This window comes from Catenuloplanes sp. NPDC051500, from assembly GCF_044454585.1.
In the GTDB taxonomy this organism is placed as follows: Bacteria; Actinomycetota; Actinomycetes; order Mycobacteriales; family Micromonosporaceae; genus Catenuloplanes.
Genome location: NZ_JBITDX010000008.1, coordinates 270,148 through 276,147, shown reverse-complemented (window position 1 = coordinate 276,147; position 6,000 = coordinate 270,148). Strand labels below are relative to the sequence as shown.

Here is a 6,000-nt window from a genome sequence, read left to right as displayed (position 1 = left end):
CGCCCCGCGTCACCAGACGCCCCGCGTCACCAGACGCCCCGCGTCACCAGACGCCCCGCGTCACCAGACGCCCCGCGTCACCAGACGCCCCGCGTCACCAGACGCCCCGCGTCCTAGGAGGCTAGCTCTATTCGGCCGCGTTCTCGAAGCTCGCCAAGCCGGCTTCGCAACGATAACTTCTAAGCTGCAACGACGCGGAGCACTAAATCTACGACGCCTCCGACCGGCGGCTATGCCGTCTGCACTTCGCGCTAGGCGCCCGAAATATCCTCATTTAGCGGCATAGGAGTGCCGGTGGCGCGTCTCCGTCGCGTTGGCGGTGGATTGCCCGCCGGCAGCCCTCCGAGAGGAGCGTTCCAGCCCCGTGGCAACCGAATGTACCGGCAGCTGCGCTGGCGAAGCTCCCCCGTGGTCGGGTTCGCGCGGCCCGGCGGCCACCTTTGTGGATGCTTCACACACCGAGCGAAGCAAGGGCTGGCGTTCAACGCTGCGATGCGGAGCCGTGCGACGCGAATTCACCTCGCTGGTGATAGCTCGGTTGCCACGTGCGGCCTGCCGGTGTCCAGGACCGCGAAAGGATCAATGAGTGGAGCAAAAGATAGATCACCTAGCGAAGTTGATCTATCTTTTGCTCCACTCATTGATCCTTTGTGTTTTGTGGGCGCGCGGTGTCCGATGGAAAATGGCCGGCGTGGCGTCTTATGGCGATATTTCGGGCACAGCGATCATGCGCCGCCTCTGCAAAGCGGAAGCACCGACGCCGTGAAGGGCGCAGGACTGACGCCGTGAAGGGCGGCAGGACTGACGCTGCAAGGAGAGGTACCGCCACTGCAGGAAGAGGAACTGACGCCGCAGGAAGAGGAACTCACGCCGCAGGGAGAGGAGCTGACGCTGCAGGAAGAGGAACTGACGCTACAGGGAGAGAAGCCGACGCCGCAGGGAGAGGAGCCGACGCTACAGGGAGAAGAAAAAGAGGTGCTGAAGCCGCGAAGAGGCAGCGCTGACTCTGCAAAGGGAAGCGCTCCCGTCGGGGAGGGGGCACTGCCCGCAATACGGATTCCGCGGTCAGAGTGAGTGCGCGTCAGAGGCTTCTATATAACGAAATTTCGGGCGCGGAGTGCCCGACTCGCACCTTAACCGCGAAGCTCAACAAAAGGAACGGACTGGAGGACCGAAGCTTCGCTGCAACGACAAGGTAGTGCGGCCACGAAGCTGCGGAGGGGAAACAGAGGCGCTACGGCGCCTCGGGTGGGGTGCGGTGGAAGCGGCGGAGGAGGGTTGCCAGCACGGCCATCTCGGCGGCGAGGGCCTCGCGGCCCTTGGGGGTGATGGCGACCCAGGTACGGGGGCGGCGGCCCTCGTAGCCCTTGGTGACCTCGACGAGGGACTGGGTGGCCAGGACGTCGAGGTGGCGTCCGAGGTTGCCGTCGGTCAGGGAGAGGGTGCGTTTGAGGAAGGGGAAGTCGGCGCGGCCGGCCTCGTCGAGGACGGTGAGGAGGGCGAGGCGGGTCTTCTGGTGTACGGCGTCGTCGAGGTTGAGGGCGGGGTGCGGGGTGGGGTCGTCGGTCACGTGGCGGCCTGTTCGCGGCGGCGGATGAGGAGTCCACCGAGGATCATGGCTAGGCCGACGGCGGCGTGGACGGGGATCCACAGCCAGGCGTAGTCGGGGGTCGGGGATGAGGCGGCGAGCAGGATCGTGGTGATGCCGCCGGTGATGCCGACGGCGGCGGCCCAGGTGTAGAGCTGGTTGGAGCGCTGCCAGACGGCGAGTGCGACAAGGACGAGCGCGGGCCAGATCAGGGGCGTGAAGACGCCGATGAAGAGCGCGGGGATGAAGCCGACCAGGATCACCAGCAGGACCACCAGGTACGTCCGGGTGGCGGTGCCGTAGTCGTGGCTGCCCTCGCCGACGCCGTCGCGGGTGGCGCGGCGCCGGGCGAGCAGCCAGAGGACTGCCAGGCCGGCGGCGGTGGCGAGCGGCCAGTAGGACAGGACGAGTAGGTGGGTGCCGCCCGCGCCGAGCGGGGTGGCCAGCGCGGCGACCAGGGGATAGACGGTGACCAGCACACCGAAGGTGATCAGCGGGGCGGAGACGAGCCGTTGGGCGGCCCGTACCCGTACCCGCAGCTGGTCGAGATCTTGAAAGGTCTGGTCCATCGGTTTGGCTCCCATCGAGAGGACTCTGCGATAGAGAGTACTCCACGATGGCGAGGACTCTCTAGATGATGCCCCCGTTGGCGCGGACGACCTGGCCGTTGACCCAGTGACCCTCGGGGGAGGTCAGGAAGGCGATCACGGCGGCCATGTCCTCGGGGGTGCCGAGGCGCTCGAGCGGGGGCTGCTTGGCCATGCGGTCGATCTCGGCCTGGTCCTTGCCCTCGAAGAAGAAGTCGGTGGCGGTCGGGCCGGGGGCGACAGTGTTGACAGTGATGTTCCGGCCGCGCAGCTCGCGGGCGAGGATCAGGGTGAGCGCCTCGACCGCGCCCTTGCTTGCCACGTAGCCGCCGTAGGACGGGAACTGCAGGCCCACGACGGAGGTGGAGAGCATGACGAAGCTGCCGCCGTCGCGCAGGCGGCGGGCGGCCTCGCGTGCCACCACGAACGCGCCGCGGATGTTGGTGCGGTGCATGCGGTCGAGGTCGTCGAGGTCCAGGTCGGCGATGGGGGTCAGCTTCATGATGCCGGCCGAGTTGACCACCGTGTCGACGCCGCCGAACTCGCCCTCGGCCAGGTCGAACAGGGCGGCCACCACGTTCTCGTCGCCGACGTCGCCGCCCGCCGCGACGGCCCGTCCACCTGCCGCGGTGATCTCGTTGACTACCTCGGCGGCGCGGTCGGCCTGGCCGGCGTAGCCGACGACCACTGCGGCGCCGCGCGCGGCAAGGGTCAGCGCGACTGTGCGGCCGATGCCCCGCGAGCCGCCGGTAACGATCGCAACCTCACTCATGACAGACTCCATATCGCCGTTAATATCGTTGATATGGCCACCGTAGCACGGATATCGCGGAGGCGTATCATCGACAGCATGACTGCGATCACCCCTGACGTGCGGGCCGCGATGCTTGTGGCGGCCGAGCGGCAGCTGGCGACGTCACCTGACCGCGACATCGCCACCCGGGCCGTCTGCGAGGCGGCCGGGGTCACCCAGCCGGTGCTCTACCGGCTCTTCGGCGACAAGAACGGGCTGCTCGACGCGCTTGCCGACGACGGACTGCGGCGCTATGCCGCACGCAAGGCGGCGCAGGAGCAGACCGGTGACCCGGTGGCGGACCTGCGCGCCGGCTGGGACGACCACACCAGGTTCGCGCTGCAGAATCCGGCGCTCTACCAGCTGATGTTCGCGCCGCGCCCGCGCTCGCACGCCCAGGCCCGCCGCAAGATCATGGACCTGCTGGAGGCCACGCTGCTGCGCTGCTCCGCGGCCGGTGCGCTGCGGATGCCCCCGGCGGCGGCGGCCCAGCTGATCCTCCCGGCGAACGTCGGGCTGGCGCTGAGCATGATCGCCCAACCGGAGCTGTTCGCCGACCCGGACCTCTCGGTGCGCATGCGTGAGGCCGTCTTCGGCGCGGTGCTGACCGAGCCGGCCACGGCCGACCCGAGCGAGCCGGTCCCGGCCGCGGCACTACGCCTGCGCTCCCAGCTCGCGGTCTCCGGCACCGACGCGCTCGAACCGGCCGAGATCACGCTGCTGGACCGCTGGCTGGAGCGGCTCGCGTCAACTCCCTGATAAACAAGGGCCCACAAGCCACAGGAGCAGTATTTTCCCGCTTCCGCGGTGGTCCGGCCCGCACGCTCCCGCGGGCTCACCGCCCGTGGGTGGTCACGCAAACCCACGGGGGTCCGCACCCGGGCAGTCGTGCGGACCGGCGCCCGGGGCGGTCCCGGGCGCCGGCGGATCACCACTGATGGGCGACGTCGAGCACGATGCGGCTGTGGGTGCCGGGGCCGGGCAGCGTGAGCAGGCGGAACGGCAGCCGGGCGCGTACGCCGACCGCGAACGTCGAGTAGCCCTCGAACGTGCCGCCGTAGACCACGTCACGAAGCGTGTCGTACGGGAGGACGTTCGCGGTGTGCTCGCCGACAGTCGCGCCGAACGTGTCGGACGGCGCGCGCAGCGACACCCGCAGCCAGGCACCACCGGCCGTGTAGGGCACCAGGTCGAGGCCGCGGCCCTCGGTGAGCACCTCGGTCCGGTAGGCGACGGCGTACCCCTGGGCGCTGCCGTTGAATTCGAAGACGACCCGGTCCCAGCACTCGTGCCGGCCGGTGCGCACCTCGAGCAGGCCGGCGGTGCTCAGCTCGCCGGCGGTCCGGTCACCGCTGCCCCAGGTGAGGCCGCAGAACGGCGCGGCGGCCGCAGGGGCCGCACCACCTCCGGCCGCTACCAGCAGGACGCTCGCCACGAGCGCCGACACCACTCCTCTGATCACTTTTCGCATAGCGCACCTCCAGTGCCTCGGACCAGAGGTTAGGCCTGCTCAGGCATGGTCACATCGACCCGCGGGGGTGCTCCGGGCTGGATGATCGGTGGCGGGCCGGGCTGATCGAACGACCCGGCCCGCCACAGATGTCAGGCGGCGGTACAGGCGAGCGTCGGCGCGCCGTTCGTGCCGGTCCAGGAGCCGAGGAAGCCGAAGGACGTGCTGGCTCCGGCGCCGAGCACGCCGTTGTAGGACACGTTCCGGGCGGTGATCGCGGAGCCCGTACCGGTGATTGTGGCGTTCCAGGCCTGGCTGACCGTCTGGCCGTTGGGGAACGTCAGCGCGACCGACCAGCTGCCGATCGCGGCCGACCCGGCGGTGACCTTGACGTCACCCTGGAAGCCGCCCTGCCACTGGCCGGACGTGGTGTAGGTGGCGGTGCACCCCCGCGACGGTGCGGGCGTGGTGGGCGCGGGCGTGGTCGGGGCCGGCGTGGTCGGGGTGGGCGTAGGCGTGGTGGGCGTCGGGGAGGACGTGCCGCCGTAGATCGAGGCCTGCCGCGAGGTGGCGCGGATCCCGTTCGGCCCGTTGATGACCCGCTGGCCCCAGGTGGTGATCTGCGCGGGGTCGAAGTTGAGCACCATGTCCAGGACCGGGTCGGTGTTGCCTGACCACGACCAGCCGATGTAGCCGATGCCGCGGGCCTGCGCCTGCGCCAGGATCGTGGCGTCGTCGACCTCGCCGGACGCGAACTGCCAGCCGAACTCGCCGATCACAAGCGGCCAGCCCTTCGCCTTGATCGCGTCCAGATAGTTGATGATCGAGGAGGCGGTGTTGAAGACCGCGTACATGTGGATGGAGAGCACCGTGTTGTGCTGGGTGTCCGCGTCGAGCACCGTCTGCGCGGTGTCCCGCATGGTGTACTGCCAGTCCTGGCCCCAGTTCGGCGCGTCCACCATGAGCAGGTGCTCGAAGCCGTTCGCGCGCATCTTCGACACGGCCGCGGCGCTCGCGGCGGTCCACTGTGCCGGGTTCGTGTTGCCGATCGGCTCGTTGCCGATGTTGATCACGACGTAGCTCTCCTGGCCCACCAGGTTCGCCTTCTGGCTGATCCAGTAGTTGGCGGCCTCGTCGAGCGATGCGGCCGCGGCCTCCTCGCCGTACCCGGTGGTGTCGTGCACCTCGAGCACGCAGATCAGCTTGTTCTGCTTGCAGAGCTGGATGACCGCGGGCACGTCGTTCGACGGCCCCCAGCGCTTGCCGGTGCCGAGCACGACGCGGATCGTGTTCGCCCCGGTGGCCTTGATGTCGGCGAACGCCCGGGTCTGGCCGGTGTACCAGATGTGCGGGTGATTGATGCCCCGCATAATCAGCTTCTGGCCGTTGGCCTCGACGATGTCGGTGCCGGACACGTGCAGGCCGACCGCGGCGGACGCCGGCGTGACGACGAGCAGGACGGTGGCGACGGCGACGGCGAACGCCGCGCCGAACGCGAGCAGCTTTCTTTTCATGGCCTTCCTCAGTACTCGACTCAGACAGGTGTGAATGCGCCTGCCCAGGCGCGTGACGGCACGCGCGA

The 6,000-nt window shown here is 69.2% G+C and carries 6 protein-coding genes; 1 reads left to right on the top strand and 5 read right to left on the bottom strand.

Translation table 11 applies throughout. The annotated features are described in order from the left end of the window. Window positions 1–1,234 precede the first annotated feature (1,234 nt). From ACIA8K_RS18860 to ACIA8K_RS18850, 3 genes are read right to left on the bottom strand one after another with little or no spacing between them, the layout of a single operon-like run. A complete protein-coding gene (locus ACIA8K_RS18860; RefSeq protein ID WP_396060544.1) occupies window positions 1,235–1,570 on the bottom strand; it encodes a transcriptional regulator in 336 nt (111 codons plus the stop codon). Beyond that, a complete protein-coding gene (locus ACIA8K_RS18855; RefSeq protein ID WP_396060541.1) occupies window positions 1,567–2,172 on the bottom strand; it encodes a hypothetical protein in 606 nt (201 codons plus the stop codon). Before ACIA8K_RS18855 ends, ACIA8K_RS18860 begins: the two co-directional genes overlap by 4 nt. A gap of 46 nt (window positions 2,173–2,218) precedes the next feature. Next, on the bottom strand, window positions 2,219–2,947 hold the full coding sequence (locus ACIA8K_RS18850; protein ID WP_396060539.1) for an SDR family oxidoreductase: 729 nt from the start codon (window positions 2,945–2,947) through the stop codon (window positions 2,219–2,221). 78 nt (window positions 2,948–3,025) lie between these two features. On the opposite strand from ACIA8K_RS18850, the gene ACIA8K_RS18845 reads away from it, so the two are divergent. Next, on the top strand, window positions 3,026–3,727 hold the full coding sequence (locus ACIA8K_RS18845; protein WP_396060536.1) for a TetR/AcrR family transcriptional regulator: 702 nt from the start codon (window positions 3,026–3,028) through the stop codon (window positions 3,725–3,727). A 169-nt stretch (window positions 3,728–3,896) separates the two neighbouring features. Here the strand turns inward: ACIA8K_RS18845 and ACIA8K_RS18840 are convergent, their stop codons facing one another. Both ACIA8K_RS18840 and ACIA8K_RS18835 read right to left on the bottom strand, forming a co-directional pair. Continuing rightward, window positions 3,897–4,439, bottom strand: a complete 543-nt coding sequence (locus tag ACIA8K_RS18840; protein ID WP_396060533.1) for a hypothetical protein — start codon at window positions 4,437–4,439, stop codon at window positions 3,897–3,899. A gap of 131 nt (window positions 4,440–4,570) precedes the next feature. After that, entirely contained in the window at window positions 4,571–5,932 is a 1,362-nt protein-coding gene (locus tag ACIA8K_RS18835; RefSeq protein WP_396060530.1) for a cellulase family glycosylhydrolase, read from the bottom strand. Window positions 5,933–6,000 lie beyond the last annotated feature (68 nt).